The following is a 23,452-nucleotide window of genomic DNA, read 5'->3' on the forward strand; positions in this document are numbered from 1 at the left end:
GCCTGCGCAATGGGGCACGGATCGCTTTTTCGGGTCGCCCTGTGTTTCCATCCGGCCCGAAAATGCTTTAGGGCGCGCAATCATGAGCGACACCGAATCCTACAGCTACGCCAAGGCTGGCGTCGACATCGCCGCCGGCAACGCCCTCGTCCGGGCGATCGCCCCGCTGGCCAAGGCCACCCGCCGCCCCGGCGCGGACGCCGACCTGGGCGGCTTTGGCGGTTTCTTCGACCTGAAGGCTGCGGGATATGACGACCCGCTGCTGGTCGCGGCCAACGACGGCGTGGGTACCAAATTGAAACTCGCCATCGACCATGACCGCCACGACGGCGTCGGCATCGACCTGGTCGCGATGTGCGCGAACGACCTGATCGTGCAGGGGGCCGAGCCGCTCTTCTTCCTCGATTATTATGCCACCGGTCGCCTGGAAGGTGGCGTTGCCGAGCGCGTGATCGCGGGCATCGCGGAAGGATGCCGGCTGGCGGGCTGCGCGCTCATCGGGGGGGAAACGGCGGAAATGCCGGGCATGTATGCCGATGGCGACTATGACCTTGCGGGCTTTTGCGTCGGCGCGGTCGAACGATCCAAGGCGCTGACCGGCAACCGGGTGAAACCGGGCGACCTGCTGCTGGGCCTTGCGTCCTCGGGCGTGCATTCCAACGGCTATTCGCTGGTCCGCCGACTGGCCGCCGACAAGGGGTGGAAGCTCGACCGCCCTGCCCTGTTCGATCAGGACGTGCTGCTGATCGACGCGCTGATGGCGCCGACGAAAATCTATGTGAAGAGCCTGCTGCCGCTGGTGCGCGCGGGCATGATCGACGCGCTGGCGCACATCACGGGCGGCGGGCTGCTCGAAAATATTCCGCGCGTCCTGCCCGAAGGCAGCCATGCGGTGGTGGACGCCGACGCGTGGGAGCAGCCGCGCCTCATGGCCTTCCTCCAGGCGCAGGGCCATATCGAGCCGGAGGAGATGGCGCGCACCTTCAACTGCGGCGTCGGCATGGTGCTGGCCGTGGACGAAACCCATGTCGCCGCCGTCACCAAGGCGCTGGAGGATGCGGGCGAGACGGTCTTCACCATCGGCCGGATCGAAGCGGGCGACAAGGGCTGCACCGTGCGCGGATCGGTGGAGACGTGGAGCGCGAAGGCGGACTGGTCCGCCACGCATCTGGGGTAGGCGAACGATGGGCAAGGCCAGGGTCGGCGTCCTGATTTCGGGCCGGGGGTCGAACATGGCCGCCCTGCTCTATGCCGCCAAGGAAGACACATGCCCCTATGAGATCGTGCTGGTCGCGGCGAACGATCCGGACGCGCCGGGCCTCGCGCTTGCGGCGGCGGAAGGGATCGCGACCTTCGGCCAAAGTCACAAGGGCATGAAACGCGCCGAGTTCGATGCGATCATCGATGCGCAGCTGCGCGCGGCGGGCGCGGATTATGTGGCGCTGGCGGGATATATGCGCCTGCTCTCCCCCGCATTCGTCGCGGGGTGGGAAAACCGGATGCTCAATATCCATCCGAGCCTGCTGCCCCGCTACAAGGGACTGGATACGCACCAGCGCGCCATCGATGCGGGCGACGCCTTCGCCGGATGTTCGGTCCATATCGTGACGGCGGAGCTGGACGACGGGCCGGTGCTGGGCCAGACGCCGGTCGCAATCCTGCCGGGGGACACGGCGGAAACGCTCGCCGCGCGCACTCTGATCGCCGAACATCAGCTATATTCGCGCACGCTCGCGACATTCGTCACGCGCGAACGGCAGCCCGACTGGCTGCTGAACAAGGTACGCGCCATCGCGCTGGCGCAACCGCAGGCCGAAGAGACGCTGTCGCACGGGATGCCCTGCTTCGGCATCGCGAAGGGCAAGAAATTCGCGTGGTTCACCCGCGACCATCATGGCGACGGGATCACCGCGCTGCTGGTCAAGACCACCGCGCCCGAGGAACAGGCGAGCCTGATCGAGGCGGAGCCCGACATCTATTATCGGCCCGCCTATTTCGGCGACGACTGGATCGGCATCCGGCTGGACCGGGGCGAGAATGACTGGGAGCATCTGACCGCCCGCATTCGCGCGAGCTGGCGTCAGATCGCCCCCACGAAGCTGCTCGGCCTGATGGATATCGCCGAGCAGTTCTGAAAGATCAGCTGCATTTGGCGGTCGTGCGCCCCTTCGCCATCATCGCCTTGAGCGAGGAGGACAGCGTCGCGCCATAGACCTGCTCCAGTTCCTGATAGACCTTGCACGCGTCGGCAGGCTTTTTCAGCTGGATCAGCGCTTCGCCGAGATAGGCTAGGCTGTCGGCAGCGCGATCCCCGCGTGGGCGCTTCTGGTAATTTTCGTAGAAGGCGACCGATGCGAGGGCGGGCTTGCCATCGTCCAGATAGGCGCGGCCCAACAGGTTCTGCGCCTTGCTGGCGACCGCACCGTCGCCATATTTCTCGACCGTGGCCTTCAGCTGCGCCTGCGCTTCGGGATAGAATTTCGCGTCCCACAGGCGAAAGCCGTAGGTGTAGGCGTCATCGGCAGCATTGCCGGTGCTGGGCCGTTCGACCGACGCGACGGCGGTCTTGCGCTCTTCGCTTGCGGCAGCGGGGGCAGCGGGCTTCGTCGCGGCGGCGGGCACCGGGCGCGCGGGCGGCGGTTCTGACGCGGCGGGCGCAGGCGCGGGCGCCGGGGTCGCGGCGGCGGCGCGGGCGTCGCTCTCCGCCTTGAAGCGATTGAACGCCTCCTCCAACTGCTTGAGCTTGAAGCCGTTCTCCTCGACCTGCCCGGTCATCTGCGCGAGCTGCGATTCCAGTGCGCCCACGCGCGCGGTCAGATCCGCAATCGGCGTGCTCGCCGGGCTACCGGGCGCGACGGTGGGCGTCTGCGGCTTTGCGATCTCGGCTTCGAGCGGCTGCCCGGCGGGAAAAACCTTCCGCTGGACGGCGCGCATCTCCTTTTCGAGCCGATCGACCCGCCCTTCGACCGTGGTCTGGGCGGCGGCAGGCATGGCGAGCGTCAGCAGCACGGCTGACGTCGCAAAAAGGGCGTTACGCATGATGTTCCCCGACTTCACTCTCTCGAAACTTGAGCATAAGGGCAAAATCGTCGCGGTAAAGCGCGACGTTGCCGGGCGCGTCGAGCGATCAGGGCTGCGGCGCAGGCGCGGGCGTGGCGGATGCAGGAGCGCGGGTTGCGGCAGGCGCGGGCGTACCGGCCGCAGGCGGCGTCGCGCCTGCTGCACCGCGCGCCAGCAACGCTTCGGCATTGACGGGCACATCGGCGATGGTGCGGTCCGCCGGTCCCAGCGCAGCGATGGCCTTGCCACCCACGGTCACCGACAGCGCCTGCGGACGACCCGTCAGGATCATCGGCCCCTTGGCGGTCGCGGGCAGCGTGAAGCTTTCCCCCTTCTTCATAAGGCCGTCCTTCAGCCGCTCGCCCGCTTCGTCATAGATGCGCAGCCACACGTCGTCGACGGCGGTGAAGACCACCGGCTGGGCGGCGGGCGGCGTGGGAGCGGGCGTGCCGACCGTGCGGGCGGGCACGGGGCGGCTTTCGTCGCGGGCGATCTCCTCCCCGGTGGGCGGGGTCAGGGCCTGCGTGCGCCACACAGCGTAGCCTGCCACCAGAATCAGCACGATGGCGAGCGCCACCCAGGCGAGGCGGCGGGGGGGCACGCGAGCGGGATCGACAGGCTCGGACGCTTCGTAACGGTTCGCGCCGATGTCGCTGTTGTGGACGGCATGGCGCACATCGGCGGCGATGGCGACTTCGTCCATGTCGACGGCGCGGGCATAGGCGCGCGCGAAACCCACGGCGTAGGGGATGCCGGGCAGCGCGGCATAGTCGTCACGCTCCACCGCTTCGAGCTGGCGCTGGGCGATACGCGTGCGGGATGCGACATCCTGGATCGACAGTCCCTGCGCTTCCCGCGCGGCGCGCAGCTTCGCGCCGGGCGTCGCGGGCTGCGCCTCCGCCAGGCTGGTTGCACCGGTGTCGAATTCTGTGTCTTCCGCCATGCTGCTCCGCGACCTTTGTAGCGCTGGCCTTGTCTCATTGTGGCACGGCGCTTGTCAACGCCGGTGGCCGCGAAACTGCCGGAAATCAGCCTTGTTCGATATTGTGCGTGCCCGCCAGCCGCTCCAGCCGGGCGCGGATGTCGGTATGGCCGCTGTCGAGCCATTCGCGCATGTGCGCCTGCACTTCACTAGCGTCGATGGCGCGGATCATCGCCTTGACCGGCCCGACCGATGCGGGCGTGATCGACAGGCGGCGGATGCCGAGTCCGATGAGCGCCATCGCTTCGAGCGTGCGCCCGCCCATTTCGCCGCACACGCCCACCGGCACCTGATGCGCGGCACAGGCGCGCACCACGCGGTCGAGGAAACGCAGGATCGCGATGCTGAGCCAGTCGTACCGTTCGGCCAGCCGGGGATGCGCGCGGTCTGCGGCGAACAGGAACTGCGTCAGATCGTTGGTGCCGATCGAGAGGAAATCGATGCGCGGCAACAGCAGGTCGAGCACTTCGGCAAGCGCGGGCACTTCGAGCATCGCGCCATATTTGACCGCGATGGGCAGCTTGCGGCGCTGGCCCGCCAGCCAGTCCCGCTGCGCTTCCACCAGCGCGCGGGCCTGCTCATATTCCCAGGGTTCCGACACCATCGGGAACATGATGTTCAATACCTTGCCAGCGCTGGCTTCCAGCAGGGCGCGGGCCTGCGCTTTCATGAGGCCATCGCGGTCGAGCGCCAGGCGCAGCGCGCGCCAGCCCATCGCGGGATTATCCTCATGCTCGTCCTCGTCGCGCTGCATGTAGGGCAGCGCCTTGTCGCCGCCGATATCGACCGTGCGAAAGATGACGGGCCGGTCGCCCGCCGCGTCCAGCACGTCCTTGTAGAGGCGCTGCTGCTTTTCGCGCTGCGGCAGCGTCGCCGACACCAAGAACTGGAATTCGGTGCGGAAGAGGCCGATGCCGTCGGCGCCCACGATGTCGAGCGCCTGCGCATCCTCCCGCAAGCCCGCATTCACCATCAACTCGACGCGCTGGCCGTCGGTCGTCACCGATGGCAGGTCGCGCATCGCGGCAAATTCGGCACGGCGTTTCTGCGTTACGGTCAGCTTGTTCTCGAACGCTTCGTCCATATCGGCGCTGGGGCGGATCAGCAGCGCATTCTCGTTCACGTCCATGAGGATGAGGTCGCCCTCGCTCACCTGATGCCGCACGTCGCGCACGCGGCCCAGCACCGGCACGCCCATGGCGCGCGCGACGATGGTGACATGGGCCGTCAGCGACCCTTCCTCCAATATGACGCCCTTCAGCCTGCGGCGGTCATATTCCAGCAGTTCGGCAGGCCCCAGGTTCCGCGCGATCAGGATCGCGTCCTGCCGCAGGCCCATGGTCGCCGCCGTGCCCAGTTGCCCCGACACGATCCTGAGCAGGCGATTCGCCATATCCTCCAGATCGTGCATCCGGTCCTGGAGCAGCGGATCGTCGATCTGGCGCATCCGCATCCGCGTGCGCTGCTGCACCCGCTCGATCGCCGCCTCGGCGGTGAGGCCGCTGTCGATCGCCTCGTTGATGCGGCGGATCCAGCCTTCGTCATAGGCGAACATCTTGTAGGTTTCGAGCACCTCCTGATGCTCGCCCTCCGTGCCGAATTCCGCCGCGCCGGTCATGCGGTCGATCTGTTCGCGCATCTTGGCGAAGGCGGAGATGACGCGCGCCCGCTCCGCCTCCGTATCCTCCGCCACCGTATGTTCGACATGGATGCGCGGCTGGTGGAAGACGGCGTGGCCGCGCGCCATGCCCATCACCAGTTGCAGCCCGTGCAGCATCGTGATGCCGGTGTCGGCGACGCGCGAGTCGGACGGGCCGTCGTCGGCCAGTTCGGCGTTGGCGATCAATTCGGACAGAACCATGGCGACCGTCTGCAACGCCTCGATCTCGACTTCTTCATAGCGACGCGGCTCCACATGCTGCACGCACAGGACGCCGATGGCACGCTCGCGCCGTACGATCGGAACGCCTGCGAAACTGTGGAACATGTCCTCGCCGGTTTCGGGGCGGTAGGAAAAGTCAGGATGCGCCGCCGCTTCGTCGAGGTTCATCGTTTCGACATTGGTGGCGATAAGGCCGACCAGCCCCTCCCCCTTCCCCATGCGGGTGACGTGGACCGCCTCCTGCTTCAATCCGCGCGTGGCGAAGAGTTCGAGCAGCCCTTCGCGCACCAGATAGATGGAACAAACCTCGCTCGACAGCGATTCGCCGATAATCTCCACCACCTTGTTGAGCTTCGCCTGCGCGCTGGTGCGCGCGGCCATGACTTCCTGAAGGCGGACCAGGATCTGACGGGCGGCGGCGGCGGGCGTGCTGGGCATGGTCGTTGCGCTACCAGATTGACGGCGGGCTTACCAAGGCGATTTCAATAAGGGCATATGCATTATTCATCCATTTTGCCCTTCGGATAGTGGAAACAATCGATACAATCGTCCGACAGGATGACCGGGTGGCGCTTGGCTCCCGCGAAGAGAGGGACGACAGGACGATGGCGACCGACACCCAGACGGATTTCAGACAGGATTTGAGCGACCGCGGCTATTCCCGCCGCCAGATGGCGAAGGCCGCAGCGCTGCTGGGCGCGGCGGCCGCGACCGTCCGCATGCCCGAAGCGCAGGCGCAGCAGGCGGCGAAGGCCGTGGCGGGCGCGGTGCGGATCGGCGCGAACGAATGCTGGACCGGCCCCTTCCCCGCCGGGGTCGCCGCCGCGACCAAATTGGCGCAGGAAGGCAATCGGTACGAACCCGACGACGAACATGCCAAGCTGTTCGCCGCCGTCGCTTCGGTCGAAGGAATTCCGGCAGACCGCATCCTCGCCTGGCCCGGATCGTCCGATCCGCTGAGCCGTGTCGCGGTCGCCTACGCCTCGCCCACGCGGGGCATCGTGACGGCGGACCCCACCTACGAAGCGATCTGGCGCACGGGCGCATGGATCGGCGCGCCGGTTAAGAAAGTGCCGCTGACTAAGGATTATGCCCATGACGTGAAGGCGATGCTGGCAGCCGACCCCAATGCGGGCGTCTATTATATCTGCTCGCCCAACAACCCCACCGGCACGGTGACGCCGATCGCCGACATCGAATGGCTGGCGAACAACAAGCCCAAGGACGCGATCCTGGTCGTCGACGAAGCCTATATTCACTGGGTCGACGGCCCCAACGCGGCGAAGCTCGCCGCGACGCGCGACGACGTGTTGATCCTGCGCACCTTTTCCAAGCTGTTCGGCATGGCGGGGATGCGCCTTGGCCTTACCTTCGCGTCGCCCAAGCTGATGGAAAAGATGATGCGCTACGACGGCGGTCAGGTGACGGCGATGCTGCCGATGACCGCCGTCGCGTGCGGCACCGCTTCGGTGACGGAAGCCGCGCTCATCAAGCAGCGTCGCGACGAAATGAACGCCGCCCGCGAAAAATCGGTCAGCCACCTCAAGGCCAAGGGCATCAAGGTCATCCCCGGCAGCCAGGCCAACATGTTCATGGTCGATTGGGGCAAGCCCGCCAAGCCGATGCTGGACGCCATCCTGGCGCAGGGGGTGCAGATCGGGCGCAGCTGGCCCATCTGGCCCAATATCTCGCGCGTGTCGGTCGGGTCGATGGCGGAAATGGAAGCGTTCAACGCCGCCGTCGACAAGGTTTGGAAGGCCTGATCCTGCCGCCCCGCGCCCGAAGGCGCGGGGGAACGCTCGACCGGCCCGCGCCTCCTCCCCCGAGGCGCGGGCCGGTTTCGTATCGGCTGGCGGCCCGGACGAAAGAAAAACAGCAGACCGCCATTGCGGATATGCGCCGCCGCTTCGTTTCCCCCTGTGACAAAGCAAAACGATCGCACGCAGGACGTTTTTCGCAGACAGGGGACATCACACCATGACCATGATGCTGAACAAGGAAGCCAGGGAAGACCTGATGGATCGCGGCTATTCGCGCCGCCAGCTGGCCGAGATCACCGCGCTGGTGGGCGCAGGCGTCGCCGCCAGCGCGCTGCTGCCCGCCGCCGCCCTGGCGCAGCAACAGGCCGCGCGTGGGGTCAAGGGCGCGGTGCGGATCGGCTCCAACGAATGCTGGGCCGGCCCCTTCCCCTCGGGCGTGCAGGCTGCCGCCGAAGCCGCATCGTTCGGCAACTGGTACGATCCGGACAATTATCGCGGCGACCTCATCAAGACGGTCGCTGCCGTCGAGGGCATTCCCGAAGCGCAGGTCATGCCCTGGCCCGGTTCGGGCGGGCCGCTGGTCAGCATCGTGGCGGCCTATTGCTCGCCCACCAAGGGGCTGGTCACCGCCGACCCGACCTTCGAATCCGCCTGGCGCACCGCCGACTATGTGAAGGCCCCGGTCGTCAAGGTGCCGCAGCCCATCGGCAAGGGCCATGACGTCAAGGCCATGCTGGCCGCCAACCCGAATGCGGGCCTCTATTATATCTGCACGCCCAACAACCCGACCGGCACGATCACGCCGCTGGCCGACATCAAATGGCTGCTCGACAACAAGCCCGCCGACGCGATGCTGCTGGTCGACGAAGCCTATATCCACTTCTCCGAAGCGCCCAGCGCCGCCAGCCTGATCGGCACCCGCAAGGACATCATCGTCATGCGGACCTTTTCCAAGCTGTTCGGGATGGCGGGCGTGCGGCTCGGCCTTACCTTCGCCGATCCCGACGTGCAGAAGCGCATCATGCTGTTCGGCCCGTCGGCGGGCGGCCTCGCGATCACGGCGATGCATTGCGGCAACGCGGTCTATAAGGAAGCCGCGCTCATCAAGGCCCGCCGCAGCGAGATGATCGCCAACCGCGACGAAACCATCGCCTGGCTCACCAAAAAGGGCATCGCCGTCCAGCCGGGCAGCCAGGCCAATATGTTCATGATGGACTGGAAAAAACCAGCCAAGGACATGCAGGCCGCCATGCTCGCCACACCGGAAAAGGTTCAGATCGGGCGTAACTGGCCGATCTGGCCCACGGTATCGCGCGTGACCGTGGGTTCGGCGGACGACATGGCCAAGTTCCGCGCCGCCGTGGACAAGGTCTACAAGGCTTAGGACATTTTATCCGAAGGTCGCGAAGGAAGGGCGCTCCGGCAAGGAGCGCCCTTTTTCACGGGGCCCGCAGGCGCTTATTCGTTGCCGGACGGCAGCGGCTGGACCACCAGCTTGGGATCGCTGTTGGCAGGCAGCGTGCGGGCCACGGGCGGCGGCCCGGGCGGCACTTCGCCCGGCACGGCCTGTACCGTGGACGCGGGGGCGGACGTAGCGGCAGGCGGCGGCACCGCCTGGACCGTCGCACCGGTCGACGGGACGGGCGCAGTCGCGGGCAGGCCCATCGACGAAGGCGGCGTCGCCATGCCCGGCCGCCAGTTCGCGGGCGCTTCGCCCGGCGGCACCGGCGGGGGCGGCAGGGGTGTGGGCGACAGGCGCAGCGTCACCGTCGCCCCGAAGCGCGACTGCCATTCGGCCAGCCGCCGCAGATAATCGGCATAGGCCGCGTAGAAATCCTGGAACGGCTTTTCCAGTTCGGCCAGCCATCCGGGCGCCAGCGCCAGCATCTGCGACGCGGGGGTTGCAAGCACCTTGGCCCCCACAGCCGTCGCGACCGGGCAGAAATGCTTGATGACGGGCGGCAGCGCGAAGAAATTGTAGACCACGGTGTTGAGCCGTTCGCGCGTGCCCACCGCCGAGCGGCCATAGGCGACGGTATAGTTGCGATCGACCGCGTCGTTGGCGCTGTCGAGGATGTCGCGGTGGACCGACAGGATCTGGTTATACTGGGTCCGCGCCGCCGACCCATATTTGTCGCAGTTGAGCGCCGCGACGTTGAGCGCCATGCGCACGTGCCAGAGCGCCGTATTCGACGTGACACCGCGATTGGCGGTCAGATATTTGCCGTCCGCCCCCTTTTCCGGGATGCTCATCCCCTCGACAGCATTGTCGGGCGGGGTGGGCCGGATGGTGGGGACGACCGGCGGCGGGGGCGCGGGCGGCGGGGGCGGCGGAGGTGTCGAGCAGGCGGCAAGAACGCTGAGCGACACCAGCGTCAGGCGCGCAAGGGAACGGCGGGTCGCGAACATCAACTTCTCCGTGGGACAAGCCCCCTCATGCCGGGCAATGCCCCGCGTGGAAATGCCTGTGCGACTCGGTTCGTCGCACGGTTTCAGGCGGCTCGCCGCTCCAGCGCCTGCGCCGCTTCGTCCAGCAGCTGGGCGATGATCGCAGCGACCGGCTCTTCCTTCGTCACCATGCCGACCGACTGGCCCGCCATCAGCGATCCGCCCTCGACATCGCCGTCGATCACCGCGCGGCGCAGCGCACCCGCCCAGTAATGCTCGATCTGAAGCTGCGCCTCCATCATCTCGATGGTGCCGCTGTCGAGCAGGTTGGCCACTTCACGCTGCTTGGCGGTGAAGCTTTCCGTACCCGCATTCTTGAGCGCGCGCACGGGGATCACCGGCAGGCGCGCGTCGATCTGGACACTCGCGACGGCATCGCGGGCCGATGCGCGGAAGAACGCCTTCTTGAAGGCGGGATGCGCGATGCTTTCGGTCGCGCAGGCAAAGCGGGTGCCCAGCTGCACGCCCGCCGCGCCCATTTCGAGATAGGCGGCGATCGCCTCGCCCCGTCCGATGCCGCCTGCGACGAACACCGGCAGCTGGCCCGCCATTTCGGGCAGGATTTCCTGCGCCAGCACGCTGGTGGAGACAGGACCGATATGGCCGCCCGCTTCCATCCCCTCGACCACCAGCGCGTCGACGCCCGACCGCGCCAGCTTCTTGGCCAGGGCGAGCGCGGGTGCGAAGCAGATGAGCTTCGCGCCCTTTTCCTTGATCGCCTCGATGCTGCCCTTGGGCGGCAGGCCGCCCGCCAGCACGATATGGCCGACCGCATGCCGCGCGCACACGTCGATCAGGTCGAAAAGCTGCGGGTGCATGGTGATGAGGTTGACGCCGAAGGGCCGGTCGGTCAGCGCCTTCGTCGCCACGATCTCCGCATCCAGCAGGTCGGGCGTCATCGCCCCGCACGCGATCACGCCGAAGCCGCCTGCATTGGACATGGCCGACACGAGGTTGCGTTCGCTCACCCAGCTCATCGCCCCGCACAGGATCGCCGTTTCGGAGCCGAAGAATGCGGCACCGCGGGCCATGAGGGAGGAAAGTCTGGCGTGGGTCATGATGTCAGCCTTCGAGAATCAAAAAGCCCCTCCCGGACCGGGAAGGGCCGATGGAGGCGACGACAGCCGCCTCCCCGTCCATGTCCTTCCCCTGAAGGGGGAGAGGCGAAAAATCAAGCGGCGGGCGCGTCGAGGCCATAGGCGGTGTGGAGCACGCGCACGGCGAGTTCGGTCTCATCCTCGTCGATCAGCACGCTGACCTTGATTTCGCTGGTGGAGATCGCCTCGATGTTGATGCCGCGGTCGGCCAGCGTCTTGAACATCGTCGCGGCGACCCCGGCATGGCTGCGCATCCCGACGCCGACGACGCTGATCTTGGCGACTTCGGTATCGGTGATGATGCGGCGAAAGCCGATGCCGTCCCGGTTGGCTTCCAGGATATCGACGCTGCGGGCAAGGTCGGCGCGCGGGACGGTGAAGGTCACGTCCGTCTCCTCATTGTCCTTGCTGTCGTTCTGGATGATCATGTCGACGTTGATCGCCGCGTCCGCCAGCGGCCCGAAGATGTTGGCAACCGCGCCCGGCTTGTCGGGCACGCGGGTGACGATGATCTTCGCCTCGTTCTTGTCGTGGGCGATGCCGGTGATGAGCTGACGTTCCATCTTGGTTTCCTTGAGCTTGGCGTCCAGTTCCTCGTCGCTCACGATCAGCGTGCCGGGAAGGTCGTCCTGGGAGGGATCATCGAAGGAAGAAAGCACCTGCACGACCACGCCTTCCTTCATGGCGAGGCCGACCGAGCGGGTCTGAAGCACCTTTGCGCCCACGGACGCCAGTTCCAGCATCTCTTCATAGGTGACGAGGTCTAGCTTGCGGGCGCGGGCGACGATGCGCGGGTCGGTGGTGTAGACGCCGTCCACATCGGTATAGATGTCGCAGCGGTCGGCCTTCACCGCCGCCGCCACCGCGACCGCAGAGGTATCGGACCCGCCGCGCCCCAGCGTCGAGACGCGGCCATCCTCCATCATGCCCTGAAAGCCGGGGATGACGGCAACCTGGCCGCTGCCCATCGCGGCGATCAGCGCGTCGGTGTCGATGGTGGAGATGCGGGCCTTGGCATGGGCTTCGATCGTGCGGATCGGAAGCTGCCAGCCGAGCCAGCTGCGCGCGTCCACGCCCATCGCTTTCAGCGTCATCGCCAGAAGGCCGCTCGTCACCTGTTCGCCCGCTGCGACCACGACATCGTATTCGGCGGGGTCGTAGAGGGCGGATGCTTCCTTGCAGAAACCGACCAGCCGGTCCGTCTCCCCCGCCATGGCCGATACGACGACGGCGACTTCATGCCCCTGTTCGACGACATGGCGCACGCGGGCGGCGACGCTGCGAATCCGCTCCATCCCCGCCATGGAGGTGCCGCCGAATTTCATCACGATGCGCGCCATTTGCTTGTCGAACCACCCTGTCTGCGTGAAAGAAAATGTCCCGAAGGGGCGAAAACGGCGCTTCTTTAGCAGCCGGTGCGGATATGGCAAGCAGCCCGACCGGCGACTAGGCAGGACCGGCACAGCGGCTATAAGGGGGCATGACCGACAGCAACGCCACCATCGACCCTCGCGAAGCCGCCCATTTCGGCGAAATGGCCGCCGACTGGTGGAACCCCGATGGGTCGAGCGCGATGCTGCACAAGCTCAATCCCGTGCGTCTCGCCTATATCCGCGCTGCCATCGACGCGCACTGGCCCGGAGCCGAACGGAGCTTTCGCCCGCTGGCCGGGCGGCGCGCGCTCGATGTGGGATGCGGCGCGGGACTGCTGACCGAACCGCTTGCGCGGATGGGCGCGCAGGCGACCGGCCTAGACGCCGCGCCGGAGAATATCGCGGCGGCGCAGGCCCATGCGCAGGGACAGGGCCTTGCCATCGACTATCGCGCCACCCCGGTCGAACAAATGGAAGAGAGCGGCTTCGACCTCGTAACCTCGATGGAAGTGATCGAGCATGTGGCCGATCCCGCCGCGTTCGTCGCCGCGCTGGCGGCAAGGCTCGCGCCGGACGGGCTGATGATCCTGTCGACCCCCAACCGAACGCCGCTTTCCCGCATCGCCATGATCGCCATCGGCGAAAGCGTCGGCGGCATTCCCAAGGGCACGCACGACTGGGGCAAGTTCCTGACGCCCGACGAACTGACCGCGCTGCTGGAAGCGGCGGGTCTGGAAGTGATCGACAGCAGCGGCCTTGGCTTCGATCCGGCGCGGGGCTTCGCGCTGTCGAACAACAAGGCGATCAACTATCTGCTGACCGCCCGGCACCGCGCGACCTAGAGGAAGTCGGGTTTGGCGACGCGGATGCGACGATAGCGGGCCTCGATCAGGCTGAAGACACCGAACAACGCAAGCCCGCATGCCGTGATCGCCAGGATGGCGCTGCCCTCGGGCTGGTCGCGCAGGTGGCGCAGCGCCTCGCCCAGCCCGCCTGCCCTGTCTGCGTCGCGATGGGTGGCGGCAGAAATCAGGAACCAGCCGATGATCGCGAAGATCAGCGCGCGCGCCGCATAGCCGCACCGCCCCGCCCATCGCACATAGCGCGGAGCGGGCACGTCGCCGCCCAGATCGTCGAAGCGGGCCTTGTACGCCTTCATCCCCTGCGCCGCCGCTACGGCGAAGAAGCCTACCCCTACGAGGACGAGCATCATCGGCCCACCCGGCTGGTCGAGCAACCAGGCCGACCAGCTTTCGGCATTGCGATCGCCGGGACTGCCGCTTTGGGCCTCGCTCTGCCGCAGCGCGAGGCGACCGGCGGCAACCGCCAGCAGGACATGCGCGATGCCGCTGATCGCATAGCCCGCCCGCTCGAACCGGCCCTTCATCGTGCGGCTGCGTCCTTCGGGATCGGTGATCGCTTCGGTCAGCCGCCAGACCGCATAGCCGGCAAAGCCCAGCGCACACACCGCCATCAGGACATGGCCCAGCGGCGCGTTGGCGAGCGTGCCGAGCGCGCCCTGATTGTCCGTCATCTCGCCGCCGTGGCGCGCGACATCCAGCGCGAACCAGCCCACGAGCATGTAGACCAGCCCCCGCGCCGCAAATCCGATCCGCGCGCAGGCCGTCATCCGGCGATTATAATTCATGACCATCCTCCCTGTCGGACACGCCAATGCCTCAAGGGGACGGTACGTTCCCTGTGGCAGTCGGACGGCGCCGGGGAGAGGCACCGTGCGACGCCACAGCGGACGGTCAGGCCACCGCTTCCGCCCTGGAGACGATGGCGCGGGCTTCTTCGACATGCATGGTTTCGATCATGCGGCCTTCGAACCGTTCGGCGCCGTCGGTCGCCGCTTCGATCAGGCGGCGGGCATCGGCCACGGCCTGCGCGTCGGGGCCGAAAATCTGGTTGGCGACGGGAATCTGCCCCGGATGGATCAGCGTCTTGCCGTCGAAACCCAGCGCATGGCCTTGCGCGCATTCGATTTCCAGCCCGGTTTCGTCGTCCAGCCGGTTGAAGACGCCGTCGAACACCGCAATGCCCGCCGCCCGCGCGGCCAGCACCACCGCCTGCATCGCGTGCGAAAGCCCGGCGCGGTCGGCAGACGGCGGGATGCCGAGGTCGCGGCGCAGGTCGTTATTGCCCATGAAAAGGCCCGCGCAGCCTTCCTGCGCCGCGATGGCCGGCGCCGCCAGCACGCCGCGCGCGCTTTCGATCATGGCGATGACGGGCTTTTGCGTCACGCCGAACACATCCTTCACCTGCCGCGCGCTTTCCACCTTGGGCAGGACGACATAATGGGCCGCGCCGCCCTTGATCGCGACCATCTCCGCCCCGTGGCTGGGCGTGTCCTCGGCATTGATGCGCACGGCGGCCAGACGCCTGCCGAAACCCTGCGTCAACGCCTCGACCGCGCCGTCGAGCGCGGCCTGCTTGGCATGGGCGGGCACCGCATCCTCCAGATCCAGAATCACCATGTCGCAGGGTAGATCCCGCGCTTTGGCGATAGCGCGCGGGTTGGACGCGGGCAGGAACAGCAGCGAACGGGCGTGGCGCAGCAACATGGCATGTCTCCCATAAAACCGGTGTCGCCTGCCTAATGCCGCGTTCGCAATGCGCCAGCCCTTTTCGCACCGGGCCATAATATGCCAAGGGATGCGTCTGTCCTTTCAAGGAGCCAAACCCCATGCCGACCAGCCGCCGCGACTTCCTGATTGCGGGTTCCTCCGCCCTTGCCCTGACCGCCCTGCCCGCGCGCGCGGCGCAGGGGGCGGATGCCCATGCCGAAGCGATGCTGGCCGACATGGCCGAAGCGATGATGGCCGACGCACCCGAAAGCGCGAGCGGACTGGGCGTCGACACAGGCCCGCGCGCCGCGCTCCGCTCGCGCCTCGGCGACAGGTCGCCCGCCGGGCAGGCGCGCATCGCCGCGCATGTGAAGGCGAGGCTGGCGAAGCTGCGCGCGCTCGACCGTGCCGCGCTGTCGCCATCGACCCGCACCGACGTGGACGTGGTGCTGGCCGCGCACGAACTGGCCGACCGGGGCTTTGCCTTCCCCTTCGGCGACATGGCGATGATGAACAGCAACTGGTCCTATCGCAACAGCCCCTATGCGGTCGCGCAGAACACCGGCAGCTTTGTCGAGACGCCCGATTTCCTCGACAGCAACCACCCGATCAAGAACGCCGCCGACGCCGACGCCTATCTCGCGCGGCTCAGCGCCTATGCCGCCAATCTTGCCGGAGAAACCGAGCGGTTGCGCCATGACGCGGGGATCGGCGTGGTCGCGCCCGCCTTCCTGCTCGACAAGACGCTGAACCAGATGACGAGCGTGCAGGGCCAGCCCGTCGACCAGTGGGTGCCGGTCGCATCGATCGCCCGCCGCACGAAGGACATGGGCGGCGACTATGCGGGCAAGGCCGCCGCCATCGCGCGGGACAGCATCGCCCCCGCGCTCGGCGCGCAGATCGCCGAACTCCGCCGCCAGCGTGCCACCGCGACGATGGATGCGGGGGTGTGGAAGCTGCCGCAGGGCGAGGATTATTACGCCTGGGCCCTTCAGGCGGGCACGACGACGCGCATGTCGCCGGAGGAGGTGCACCGGCTCGGGCTCGAACAGCTTGCCGTGCTTCAGGGCCAGATGGACGGCCTGCTCAAGGGGCTGGGCATGACCAAGGGCACGGTGGGCGAGCGCATGACCGCGATGGGCAAGGACCCGCGCTACCTCTTCCCCAATGACGACAAGGGCCGGGCGCAGATCCTTTCCTATATCGACGGTCGGCTGGCCGACATCCGCACTCGCCTGCCCCGCGCATTCGCGACGCTGGTGCCCGCCAAGCTCATCGTCAAGCGCGTACCGGTGGAGATCGAGGCGGGCGCGCCGGGGGCCTATGCCGGAGCGGGCACGATCGACGGCTCGGTGCCTGGCAACTACTATATCAACCTGCGCGATACCGGCATCTGGCCGCGCTATGCGTTGCCCACGCTCTGCTATCATGAGGGGATACCGGGCCATATCTGGCAGGGCGAATATACCTACAAACTGCCGCTTATCCGGTCGCTCCTTGCCTTCAACGCCTATTCCGAAGGCTGGGCGCTCTATGCCGAGCAACTGGGCGACGAACTGGGCGCGTATGAGGGCGACCCGGCGGGGCGGCTGGGTTATCTCCAGTCGATCGCCTATCGCTGCTGCCGGCTGGTGGTGGACACAGGGCTTCACGCCAAGCGCTGGACGCGCGACCATGCGATCCAGTGGTTCGCGAGCACCAACGGCTCCACGGTCGAGGATGTGCAGGGCGAAGTTGACCGCTACTGCGCCTGGCCGGGGCAGGCGTGCGGATACAAAGTCGGCCATGGAGAAATCAACCGTCTGCGGACGGTGGCGCAGCAGGCGCTGGGCGACCGCTTCGATTTCCGCCTGTTCAATGACATGGTGGTAAAGGGGGGCGGCGTGCCGATGACGGTGCTGGCGGGGAATGTGGACGCATGGGTGAAGGGGCGGCGGGGGGCCTGACGAGCGCATGTCTTGCCTTTTGCCGCATCCCGTGCATTCTGAAGCGGCGGCGGAGGCCAGACCGACGCCGATCCGATAGCCGGACGAAGCGGAAACAGCGATGCGCATCAATTGGCTTGCCGTGACGAGCGCGACGATCATCCTCGCCGCCCCATGCGCCCATGCGCAGGATTCGGCCCCATCGCCGGACGGGCGCGATACGGTCGCCATCGTGTCCGTAGGCAAGGGCGACGACAATGGGTCGGGCGCGCAGGCGCTTGTCCTGCGCTCGCGGGATCATGGCGAACGTCGCCTGCTCCTGTCGCGCTGGAATGCCGATTATGGCCGTAATCTGGCCAACCTGTCTCACCCCTTGTTCTCGCCCGACGGTGGCGCGATCTACTTCAGCAGCGCCGACGCCTCGCCCAGTTCGGCTTATGTCCATCGGTTCGATCTCAAGACCGATGCCGTAACGCCGGTCGGCCCCGGGTCGGTGCTGCGGGTGATGCGGACCGGCCCGTACAAGGGCGACCTGCTGGTGCAGACGCATCGTTACCGGTACCGTCCCGAAGGCGGTTCCTATAACCCGGTGTTCCTCACCCGTCCGTCGGGCCGGCGAGTCGCGATGATTCCGGGCAGCGACCGGGACGATGGCGAAATCGCCGTCGATCCGTGGCTTTTGCAAAAGAAGTGGCGGGCCTGGTAAGCGGCGAACGGTAACCTGAAACGGAAAAGAGCCGGAAGGATCGCTCCCCGGCTCCTTTACGATATCCATGTCGGCAGCGTTCAGCCGACGAATGCCCGCTCGATCACGAACTGCCCCGGCGCGGCGTTCGATCCTTCGGTGAAACCCGCGCCTTCGAAATAGGCGCCGAACTGCTTGATCATCTCCATGCTGCCGCACATCATGATCCGGTCGGTTTCGGGGTCGAACGTCGCCGCGCCCGGAATGCCATCGAACAACGCGCCGCTCTCGACCAGCTTGTCGATGCGCTGCGTGTGCCCGTCGAACGGTTCGCGGGTCACGGTCGAGACATAGTGGAATTGCGCGGGCGCCTGTTCCGACACCAGCGGATCGTCGGCCCACTTCGCCTCCAGTTCGTCACGGAAGGCAAGGTCGGACACACGGCGGACCGAATGGACGATCACCACCTGCTCGTAATATTCGTAGACATCGGGATCGCGCGACAGGCTGAGGAACGGAGCAAGGCCCGTGCCGGTCGACAGCATGATGAGCCGCTTGCCCGGCAGAAGCGCGTCGGTGACGAGCGTGCCGGTCGGCTTGCGGCCAAGGTAGATCTGGTCGCCCGGCTGGATAAGCTGAAGCCTGGAGGTCAGCGGGCCGTCCTGCACCTTGATCGACAGGAACTCGATCTCCTCGTCCCAGCTCGGGCTGGCGACCGAATAGGCGCGCAGCAGCGGCTTGCCGTTGTCGCCGGGCAGGCCGATCATCACGAACTCGCCGGAACGGAAGCGGAAGCTTGCCGGGCGAGTGATGCGGAAGCTGAAGAGATGCTCGTTCCAGTGCCTGACCGACAGCACGGTCTCCACGGAAAGTGCGCCGGTCGGTTCCAATGCCGGCTTTTCGGTCGTCACGTCGGTCAACTCTTCGTCCTCGTGCTGTAGCGGCCCCTTGGCAGTCGGCCAGTTGCGGATCGTTCGCAATAATGGCGATGTTCGCGGATTGGCCCTTCCGCCCTGCGAAGGCAAGGCCAAAAAAACTTGGGGCCACTAAACCGCCCGCTCTAGGTTGTCGGTCGGCTCAGCCGAACAGCCCCTTGGCAAGGCCGCCCAGTTCATTCAGCGGATTGCCGTCGCCATCGCGGTCGAACAGGCCGCCCAGTTGGCCGAGGAAACCCTCCGGCCCGGTCAGGTTGCTGAGCAGACCCTGAAGCGCGTCGGCCGACACGCCATGTTCCGCCGCCACCTCGGCCAGTGCCGCAACGCCGGTTTCGCCCGACCCGATCTTTGCCGCGATCTCGCTCATCAGGGCCTGCATCTGCGCAGGTTCCAGCCCGACCTGCGCCGCCACCGCCTCAAGGCCGCCCATCTTGCCGATCAGATCGTCGAACACGCCCATCACTCCATTTCAAACCATCGGAAAACCGAAGATAGCAGCCCGATGGCGCCAAAGCAAAAGGGGCCGGAAGGCATGACGCCCCCGGCCCCTTCGTTGACGCTCCGTCCAGGATCAGGCGGCGGCGACCAGCGCCGCGCTGCGGACGCCGTCGTCCACATGATCCTCGAACTGGGAGAAATTGTCGACGAACGCCTTCACCAGCGTGGCGGCGGTCGCATCGTAGGCGTCCTTGTCCGCCCACATCGCGCGCGGATCGAGGATGGTCGAGTCGACGCCATTCACCGCCACCGGCACTTCGAAGCCGAAATTGGGGTCGGTGCGGAATTGCGCGCTGTTGAGGCTGCCGTCGAGCGCGGCATTGAGCAGCGCGCGCGTCACCTTGATCGGCATACGCTTGATCCCCGGCATCGTCGCCTTGCCGCCCGCCCAGCCGGTGTTGACCAGCCAGCAGGTGACGCCGCCCTTGTTGATCCGCTCCTTGAGCAGGTTCCCGTAGACGCTGGGGTGGCGCGGCATGAACGGCGCGCCGAAACAGGTCGAGAAGGTCGCGGTCGGCTCTGTCACGCCGATCTCGGTCCCCGCGACGCGCGCGGTGTAGCCCGAGAGGAAGTGATACATCGCCTGCTCGGGCGTCAGCCGCGCGATCGGCGGCAGCACGCCATAGGCGTCGGCGGTGAGGAAGATGATGTTCTTGGGCACCGGACCCAGATTCTTTTCCGACGTGTTCGGGATGAAGTCGATCGGATAGGAACCGCGGCTGTTTTCCGCGAGGCTGTTGTCGTCGAGGTCGATGACGCGCGTCTCTTCGTCCATCACGACATTTTCGAGCACCGTGCCGAACCGCTTCGTCGTGGCGAAGATCTCCGGCTCTGCCTCGGCCGACAGGTTGATCATCTTGGCGTAGCAGCCGCCTTCGAAATTGAAGACCGCCGTGTCCGACCAGCCATGCTCGTCATCCCCGATCAGCGTGCGGCTGGCGTCAGCCGACAACGTCGTCTTGCCGGTGCCGGACAGGCCGAAGAACACCGCCGTGTCGCCGTTCGAACCGATATTGGCCGAACAGTGCATCGGCATCACGCCCTTGACCGGCAGCAGATAGTTGAGGATGCCGAACACCGACTTCTTCATCTCACCGGCATAGGCGGTGCCGCCGATCAGGATCAGCTTTTCGGTGAAGTTGACCGCGATCACGGTTTCGCTGCGGCAACCGTGGCGGGCCGGATCGGCGCGGAAGCTCGGCAGGTCGACGATCGTATATTCGGGCGCGAAGCCTGCCAGTTCCTGCGCCGTCGGACGGACCAGCAACGTGCGGATGAACAGGTTGTGCCACGCAAATTCATTGATGACGCGCACGTTGACGCGATGTTCGGGCTGCGATCCGCCGAACAGGTCGGCGACATAGAGCGTGTCCTTTTCGCCCAGCGCCTTGAAGAAATCCTCCTTGAGCGCGGCGAAATGAGCCGGCGTCATGGGAACGTTGGTGTTGCCCCACCAGACGGTGCCTTCGGTTTCGGCGTCGCGGACGATGAACTTGTCCTTCGCGCTGCGACCGGTATGCTTGCCGGTCTTGACGACCAGCGGGCCGTCCTTCGATAGCTGGCCCTCGCCATTGCGAACGGCTGCTTCGACGAGCGGCGCGGTGCCGAGGTTCCAATGCTGGGTGGCATGAGTGGCGATGCCCTGGTCCGCCAGGGTGATTGAGGATTTGGCCTGCACGCCGTAGCTCCTATATGTTGATGTCGGCGCCTTGTTCGAAAGGACAGCCGATCCGCCCATTGAGCGCCGCTTACCGCAGCGTCTTCATTCGCAGACGATTTCCGGCATAGGCCGTTGCGCCCGAACCGTCAAATGCCGCCACGGCGCGGCCTGTGCCGAAATCGTGCGTGGCGGCGGACGGCTGTGTCCGCCGCGCGCCTCCGACCCTTTCTTGCGGGCGCGCGCCGCATGCGTTAACGCTCCCGTTCGCCCTATCCGATCAGCTGGGACCCTGCATGACCGCGACCATCGCCCTGGTGGATGACGACAAGAATATCCTGACCTCCGTTTCCATCGCGCTTCAGGCGGAAGGGTTCCTGACGCGCGTCTATTCCGATCCCGAAAGCGCGCTCAAGGCCCTGCTGGACAATCCGGCCGACCTCGCCGTGTTCGATATCAAGATGCCGCGCATGGACGGGCTCGAGTTGCTGCGCCGATTGCGCGAGCGGAGCCAGATGCCGGTCATTTTCCTGACGTCCAAGGCGGACGAGCTGGACGAGGCGCTGGGCCTTGCCATGGGCGCGGACGACTATATCGCAAAACCCTTTTCGCAACGGCTGCTGATCGCCCGCATCCGCGCCATCCTGCGCCGGTCCGAAGTGCGCGCCATGCCCGAAACCCCGGACGAGCCGGTCGCCGAGCCGATCCTGCGTGGGCGGCTGGAAATGGACCCGGCACGGCACCGGGTGAAATGGAACGGCAGGGACGTGACCCTGACCGTCACCGAATTCCTGATCCTCGAAACGCTGGCGGCGCGCCCCGGCGTGGTCAAGAACCGCAATCAGTTGATGGACGCGGCCTATCAGGACGACGTCTATGTCGACGATCGCACCATCGACAGCCATATCAAGCGGCTGCGCCGCAAATTCCGCGAGGTAGATCCAGATTTCAACGCAATCGACACCCTCTATGGCGCCGGCTACCGATTCTCGGAGGAATGACGACGTGCCGCTGGCGGTGCGCTGGTCCGGGCGGTTGAGCCTGACCCCGCGCATTCTGGCGGTCAACGTTTTCGCGCTGGCGCTGCTGGCCGGCGGCTTCTTCTATCTCGACAGCTACCGCACGCGCATCGTCGACGCGCGGCTCGAACAGTCGATGCGCGAATTGAAGCTGCTCGCGCTCGGCCTCCAGGCCGCGCCCGCCGCCCGCGACGACGCGCTGATCGCCGCTTATGCGCGCCAGACGCTCGACCGGGTGCGCCGCTACGGGCCGGACGGGCAGCTGGTCGCCGACAGCTTTGCCATGGCCGCCCCGCGCTACGAACTCGTCTCGCCCGAAAGCGAGGAGTGGAAACGGCATGTCGCGCGCTTCCTCGACAAGGTGGTGGACAGCGTAGTGGACGCCGACCGCCCGCCGGACTTTCGCGAACCCGCGATCGACCGGGCGGAGGCATGGCCCGAACTCATGCTGGCGCGCAAGACCGGCCACCCCCAGTCGATGAACCGCTACGCGCCCGACCGCACCTTCATGATCTCCGCCGCCGTGGCGCTGCCCGACGGCACCATGTTGCTCGCGACCGAGAATGCGCGCGACATCACCCGCATCGTGCGCGCGGAGCGGCTGCGGCTGGGCATGGTACTTGCCGTCGCGATGCTGGCTTCGGTGCTGCTGTCGCTCTTCCTCGCGCGCACCATCGTCCAGCCGCTTCAGCGCCTTGCCCGCGCCGCCGTCAGGGTGCGCCTGGGCCGCGCGCGCGAGGTGATGGTGCCGCGCCTGCCAGAACGGCGCGACGAGATCGGGATGCTGGCCCGCGCGCTGTCGGACATGAGCCAGGCGCTGCGTCAGCGGATCGACGCGACCGACGCCTTCGCCGCCGATGTGAGCCATGAGTTGAAGAACCCCATCGCATCGCTTCGCTCGGCCCTCGACGCGCTGGAGCGGGTGGACCGGCCCGACCTGCGCACGCAACTGATGGCGATCGCGCAGGACGATGTGCGGCGGCTCGACCGGCTCGTCACCGACATCGCCGAAGCGTCCCGCGTGGACGCAGAATTGTCGCGCACCCGCTTCGAACCCATCGACCTTGGCGTCCTCATCGAACGCATGGTGATTGCGCGGGAAGCGCGCGGGGTGCCGCGCGGCGTGCGCCTCGCCTTCGCGCGCCCGCGCAAGGATCTGGCGGTGGTGCCCGGCGACGAAGGGCGGCTGATCCGCGTGCTCGACAACCTCATCGACAATGCGGTGTCCTTCTCGCCCGAGGGCGGCCTCGTCCGCATCGTCGCCACGGTCGCGGACGGCCAGGTGCTCGTCAGCGTCGAGGACGAAGGACCCGGCGTCCCCGAATCCGAGCGCGAACATATTTTTCGCCGATTCCACAGCGTCCGCCCCGAAGGCGAGGTGTTTGGCAAGCATTCGGGCCTTGGCCTTGCCATCGCCCGTTCGATCGTGGAGGGACATCAGGGCACGATTGCCATCGGCGACCGCGAGGACGCGCAGAAAGGCGCGCGCTTCGTCGTGCGCCTGCCCATGGCGATGGCGCGCGATCCCGGCATCGTGTCGGAATAGAAGCGCGCGGGCGAA

20 protein-coding genes are annotated in these 23,452 nt (G+C 66.7%); 9 read left to right on the plus strand and 11 right to left on the minus strand.

Annotation, left to right across the window (positions count from 1 at the left end; genetic code table 11):
- Window positions 1-82: 82 nt before the first annotated feature.
- Together purM and purN are read left to right on the plus strand one after the other, a co-directional pair.
- The gene (gene purM / locus DI606_RS06985) at window positions 83-1,177 is read left to right on the plus strand and encodes a phosphoribosylformylglycinamidine cyclo-ligase (protein WP_293980887.1); all 1,095 of its coding nucleotides are present in this window, start codon (window positions 83-85) and stop codon (window positions 1,175-1,177) included.
- Window positions 1,178-1,184: 7 nt separating this feature from the next.
- On the plus strand, window positions 1,185-2,135 hold the full coding sequence (gene purN, locus DI606_RS06990) for a phosphoribosylglycinamide formyltransferase (protein WP_293980889.1): 951 nt from the start codon (window positions 1,185-1,187) through the stop codon (window positions 2,133-2,135).
- Window positions 2,136-2,139: 4 nt separating this feature from the next.
- Here the strand turns inward: purN and DI606_RS06995 are convergent, their stop codons facing one another.
- The 3 genes from DI606_RS06995 to ptsP all read right to left on the minus strand — a co-directional run bounded on the left by DI606_RS06995 (window position 2,140) and on the right by ptsP (window position 6,362).
- On the minus strand, window positions 2,140-3,039 hold the full coding sequence (locus DI606_RS06995) for a hypothetical protein (protein WP_293980891.1): 900 nt from the start codon (window positions 3,037-3,039) through the stop codon (window positions 2,140-2,142).
- 88 nt (window positions 3,040-3,127) lie between these two features.
- Window positions 3,128-4,003: a helix-turn-helix domain-containing protein gene (locus tag DI606_RS07000; protein WP_293980892.1), complete on the minus strand. Its 876-nt coding sequence runs from the start codon at window positions 4,001-4,003 to the stop codon at window positions 3,128-3,130.
- Between the two features lie 85 nt (window positions 4,004-4,088).
- Complete coding sequence (gene ptsP, locus DI606_RS07005; protein WP_293980894.1) at window positions 4,089-6,362, minus strand: phosphoenolpyruvate--protein phosphotransferase; 2,274 nt, start codon at window positions 6,360-6,362, stop codon at window positions 4,089-4,091.
- A 167-nt stretch (window positions 6,363-6,529) separates the two neighbouring features.
- On the opposite strand from ptsP, the gene DI606_RS07010 reads away from it, so the two are divergent.
- Together DI606_RS07010 and DI606_RS07015 are read left to right on the plus strand one after the other, a co-directional pair.
- Entirely contained in the window at window positions 6,530-7,687 is a 1,158-nt protein-coding gene (locus tag DI606_RS07010) for a pyridoxal phosphate-dependent aminotransferase (protein WP_293980948.1), read from the plus strand.
- A 214-nt stretch (window positions 7,688-7,901) separates the two neighbouring features.
- Window positions 7,902-9,068: a pyridoxal phosphate-dependent aminotransferase gene (locus DI606_RS07015; RefSeq protein ID WP_293980895.1), complete on the plus strand. Its 1,167-nt coding sequence runs from the start codon at window positions 7,902-7,904 to the stop codon at window positions 9,066-9,068.
- A 74-nt stretch (window positions 9,069-9,142) separates the two neighbouring features.
- Here DI606_RS07015 and DI606_RS07020 read toward each other — a convergent pair whose 3' ends face one another.
- From DI606_RS07020 to DI606_RS07030, 3 genes are all read right to left on the minus strand, one after another.
- Window positions 9,143-10,093 (minus strand): hypothetical protein, encoded by a 951-nt coding sequence (locus DI606_RS07020; protein WP_293980896.1) that lies wholly within the window; start codon window positions 10,091-10,093, stop codon window positions 9,143-9,145.
- A gap of 83 nt (window positions 10,094-10,176) precedes the next feature.
- Window positions 10,177-11,190, minus strand: a complete 1,014-nt coding sequence (locus DI606_RS07025; protein ID WP_293980898.1) for a nitronate monooxygenase — start codon at window positions 11,188-11,190, stop codon at window positions 10,177-10,179.
- Between the two features lie 113 nt (window positions 11,191-11,303).
- Window positions 11,304-12,569, minus strand: a complete 1,266-nt coding sequence (locus tag DI606_RS07030) for an aspartate kinase (RefSeq protein ID WP_293980899.1) — start codon at window positions 12,567-12,569, stop codon at window positions 11,304-11,306.
- 140 nt (window positions 12,570-12,709) lie between these two features.
- Here DI606_RS07030 and ubiG point away from each other — a divergent pair, with 140 nt between their 5' ends.
- Window positions 12,710-13,444, plus strand: coding sequence for a bifunctional 2-polyprenyl-6-hydroxyphenol methylase/3-demethylubiquinol 3-O-methyltransferase UbiG (gene ubiG, locus DI606_RS07035; protein ID WP_293980900.1), 735 nt, complete (start codon window positions 12,710-12,712; stop codon window positions 13,442-13,444).
- On the opposite strand, the gene DI606_RS07040 is transcribed toward ubiG, so the two are convergent.
- Entirely contained in the window at window positions 13,441-14,250 is an 810-nt protein-coding gene (locus DI606_RS07040; protein ID WP_293980902.1) for a DUF1206 domain-containing protein, read from the minus strand. The genes ubiG and DI606_RS07040 overlap by 4 nt on opposite strands.
- 106 nt (window positions 14,251-14,356) lie before the next feature.
- Window positions 14,357-15,169, minus strand: a complete 813-nt coding sequence (locus tag DI606_RS07045; protein ID WP_293980904.1) for a CoA ester lyase — start codon at window positions 15,167-15,169, stop codon at window positions 14,357-14,359.
- A 122-nt stretch (window positions 15,170-15,291) separates the two neighbouring features.
- Between DI606_RS07045 and DI606_RS07050 the strand changes: the two genes are divergently transcribed.
- Complete coding sequence (locus DI606_RS07050) at window positions 15,292-17,118, plus strand: DUF885 family protein (protein WP_293980906.1); 1,827 nt, start codon at window positions 15,292-15,294, stop codon at window positions 17,116-17,118.
- A 100-nt stretch (window positions 17,119-17,218) separates the two neighbouring features.
- Window positions 17,219-17,803, plus strand: a complete 585-nt coding sequence (locus DI606_RS07055; protein WP_293980908.1) for a hypothetical protein — start codon at window positions 17,219-17,221, stop codon at window positions 17,801-17,803.
- 80 nt (window positions 17,804-17,883) lie between these two features.
- On the opposite strand, the gene DI606_RS07060 is transcribed toward DI606_RS07055, so the two are convergent.
- The 3 genes from DI606_RS07060 to DI606_RS07070 form a co-directional block, all read right to left on the minus strand.
- Window positions 17,884-18,702 carry a ferredoxin--NADP reductase gene (locus DI606_RS07060; RefSeq protein ID WP_293980909.1) on the minus strand — a complete coding sequence of 273 codons (819 nt, stop codon included), beginning with the start codon at window positions 18,700-18,702 and terminating at the stop codon, window positions 17,884-17,886.
- Window positions 18,703-18,859: 157 nt separating this feature from the next.
- Window positions 18,860-19,177 (minus strand): hypothetical protein, encoded by a 318-nt coding sequence (locus DI606_RS07065; RefSeq protein ID WP_293980911.1) that lies wholly within the window; start codon window positions 19,175-19,177, stop codon window positions 18,860-18,862.
- 111 nt (window positions 19,178-19,288) lie between these two features.
- Window positions 19,289-20,893, minus strand: coding sequence for a phosphoenolpyruvate carboxykinase (locus DI606_RS07070; RefSeq protein ID WP_293980913.1), 1,605 nt, complete (start codon window positions 20,891-20,893; stop codon window positions 19,289-19,291).
- Window positions 20,894-21,168: 275 nt separating this feature from the next.
- Between DI606_RS07070 and DI606_RS07075 the strand changes: the two genes are divergently transcribed.
- Complete coding sequence (locus tag DI606_RS07075) at window positions 21,169-21,873, plus strand: response regulator transcription factor (protein WP_293980915.1); 705 nt, start codon at window positions 21,169-21,171, stop codon at window positions 21,871-21,873.
- Window positions 21,842-23,437, plus strand: coding sequence for an ATP-binding protein (locus tag DI606_RS07080; RefSeq protein ID WP_293980916.1), 1,596 nt, complete (start codon window positions 21,842-21,844; stop codon window positions 23,435-23,437). The genes DI606_RS07075 and DI606_RS07080 overlap by 32 nt, the downstream gene beginning before the upstream one ends.
- Window positions 23,438-23,452: the final 15 nt, after the last annotated feature.

The organism is Sphingobium sp. (genome assembly GCF_003248505.1).
Taxonomy (GTDB): Bacteria; Pseudomonadota; Alphaproteobacteria; order Sphingomonadales; family Sphingomonadaceae; genus Sphingobium.